Source organism: Lyngbya sp. CCY1209 (genome assembly GCF_035615495.1).
In the GTDB taxonomy this organism is placed as follows: domain Bacteria; phylum Cyanobacteriota; class Cyanobacteriia; order Cyanobacteriales; family Microcoleaceae; genus Limnospira.
In genome coordinates, this window is record NZ_JAJENU010000532.1 from 1 (window position 1) to 3,117 (window position 3,117).

Sequence of the window (3,117 nt, forward strand, 5' to 3'; positions counted from 1 at the left end):
GAAAAACCCACAACTTTTCATCCGCGCCGTAACCCACCACCCCTTCAATTCAAAATACAAAATTCATGATTTTATCAATATGAACCGACACACCTTAAACGGTGGGTTACGGCGGATTTATAGATGGCTTTCACAGCATGGGTTTCAGCCGCCTAACCCACCCTACACTAAAGCCCCAATTTCCTACTGCCAATCTCCCTGTATTGTAAATGCTGCCCAATAGTAGGGAGACTGCCACTGTTGGGAATTCCACATTTCTAATTGTGCTTCCCTTAAGGCGGTAACGGCATCGAGTCCGTCTTCGAGCATTTTCTGGTAAAATCTCGCCATCACCTCGGAAGTTGAGGCGTCGTTGACGCTCCACAAACTTACCACCACCCGCCGGGAACCGGCGTACATGAAACCCCGAGTCAACCCCACCAATCCTTCCCCGCTGATATTTTCTCCCAGTCCGGTCTGACAGGCGCTCAACACGACTAATTCGGCGGGTAAATTCAAGTTGAAAATATCCCCGAGGCGCAGGAATCCATTTTGGGGGGTTCCGGTTTCGTCAAATAGGGATAAAACCACCCCCGAAAGTTCCGGATTTTTGGGGTCGAGGAGGCCGTGGGTGGCGAGGTGGATGATTTGATATTGTGCTAAATCTGAATCGGTGGCTATTTCTCGGGAGGCTTGGAAATCTAGGGCTTGCAACCGTTGATTTTCGGGAACTAAAGCTAGAATGGTTTCGGCTTCTTCGCGAGTGAATTTGAGGCGAGGAAAAGAGTTTCCCCCTTCTCCTAATCCCAAATTGCGGGTGGCGCGTTCTAGGGCGAGTTCGTCGAGGGTTGCTGAAGCCAGTTGGGGGGTTCCGGTGATGCGGGGGTCGTCGGGGTCGAAAACGGGGTCGGCCAAAACCGCCAGGATTTTGTCCGCCGGGGAACGGTTGGCGAGTTGTTGGCGTTGAATGGCAACGGTGGAAGCTGAGGAAAGGGTGACAATTTCGTTTTGAACCAGTAGGGGAGTATCGGGAGAGTCGGGTAGCGGCAGGGCGACGAAGGGGACGTATTGCAAGACTCCATCCCCGACAATTAATAGACGTTTGTTGCCCAGTTGGGCGGCGGCGGGGGCAAGTATCATTTCGCTCAGGGGGAGTCCTGAAGACAGTCCGGCGGTGTTGTCGGAGGTGACGGACGCCCGGAAATTTTCAACGGCTGTTTCGATTTCTTTTCGGGGAGGAAGGACGTAACTGGTGATGCTATTTTGGGTGACGAGCCAGAGATAGCTTTCCGTTTCGCCGAGGGCGTATTCCAACAGGATGGTTTCGTCGTCGAGTACCTGATTTTGAATGCCTTCGAGGGTCAAAGGTTCGGGATATTGGAGGTTGGCGTAGGCGGGGCTGACGGCGCGAATTCGGGTTTCGAGTTGGTCGAGTTGGGCGAGTAGGGTTCGGGATTGTTCGTTGATGGCATCGAGTTCGGCGTCGCTGTAGTTACCGCTCACCAAGTCGTGGCGGCGGCGTTCCACCTCGTTGAGTTGTCGGAGTAAGTCGCGCTCTTTTTCGAGCAATTCCGGGTCAACCCCTTTGCGGATGTCGGCGCCGGCTTCGGTGAGGAGTTCGATGAGACTGCGGGCGCGGGAACGTTCACTGGCGTAGAATGCAAGAGCATCATATCCTTTTTGGGGGTTTTGTTGATGCAGTTGCATTAAGAGTTCGATGTAGAATTGGTAACGGTCTTGAACGGTGGAGAAAAAGGTTTGGCGGAGTTCCCCAGATGGGGCGAGGCTGCGGAGTTCTTCAATTAAGCCAATCGCCCGTTCCATGTTGGCGAGGGCTTCGGTGAGTTGTCCTTGGGAACGTTGGAGCCCAGCAATGTTGCCGAGGGTGGTGGCTTCCCCGGAGCGATCGCCCACCGCTCGGGACAAGGGCAAAGCTCGCTCGTAATACTCCAAGGCTGTCTGCTTTTCCCCCAAATCTGAGTAGACCGCACCGATATTATTGAGGGTGAGGGCTTCCCCGGAGCGATCGCCCACTACCCGGGACAAGGGCAGGGATCGCTCGTAATACTCCAGAGCCCGCCGGTTTTCCCCCAAATCAGAGTAGACCACACCGATATTGGTGAGGGTGGTGGCTTCTTGTCGGCGATCGCCCACCGCCTGCAACAAAGACAAGGCTTGCTCGTAATACTCCAGAGCCCGCTGGTTTTCCCCCAAGGCATCGTAGACCCAACCGATATTATTGAGGGTTCTAGCTTCTTGTCGGCGATCGCCCACGGCTCGGGACAAGGGCAGGGCCCGTTCGTAATACTCCAGAGCCCGCCGCTTTTCCCCCAAGGCAGAGTAGACCAAACCGATATTGGTGAGGGTGGTGGCTTCTTGTCGGCGATCGCCCACGGCCCGGGACAAGGGTAGGGCTCGTTCGTAATACTCCAGGGCTTGCTGCTTTTCCCCCAAGGTATCGTAAACCAAACCGATATTGTTGAGGGTTCTGGCTTCCCCGCCGCGATCGTCCACCGCCCGTCTCAATGGCAAGGCTCGTTCGTAATATTCCAGAGCCTGTCGCTTTTCCCCCCAGGCATCGTAGATCCCACCGATATTGTTGAGGGCGACGGCTTCCCCGGGGCGATCGCCCACTGCCCGCAACAAAGGCAAGGCTTGCTCGTAATACTCCAGGGCTCGCTGCTTTTTTGCCAACAGATCGTAGACTCGACCCAGACCCAGTTGAGCTAAAGCTTGCTGGGCGGAATTCCCGGCCTGTTCATAGAACCTTGCCGCCTCCTCAAAATAGGGAATGGCAGCCCGTAAAGACTCCGCCGTTCCTTCTTGAAACAGTTCTATTGCCCGTTGCAAGCTGGCATCCGCCGCACCCGAGTCGGACTGTTGGGCAATGCGTTCTTTTTGTGTCACTGGTGGCGTTCCCGCCGCTTCCCCGGCACTGCAAAGACAAGCGGCGATGATGGCGACTGCGACAGAGCAGACCCTCGGTTTTCTCATCGGTAACTCAATCCTGTACCTGTACCCATCTTATGTATATAGTGCAAGCTGGGCAGTTTATGCACGGGCCCCCCTAACCCCCATCCCCCCCAACCCCCATCCCCCCCAGCCCCCCTTTGAAAGGGGGGAGTAAGGGGGGAGATA

General features: G+C 55.4%; 1 protein-coding gene. It reads right to left on the bottom strand.

Annotation, left to right across the window (positions count from 1 at the left end):
* Positions 1-183 precede the first annotated feature (183 nt).
* Positions 184-2,973, bottom strand: a complete 2,790-nt coding sequence (locus LKE08_RS17590) for a CHAT domain-containing tetratricopeptide repeat protein (RefSeq protein WP_324705552.1) — start codon at positions 2,971-2,973, stop codon at positions 184-186.
* Between the last annotated feature and the right edge of the window lie 144 nt (positions 2,974-3,117).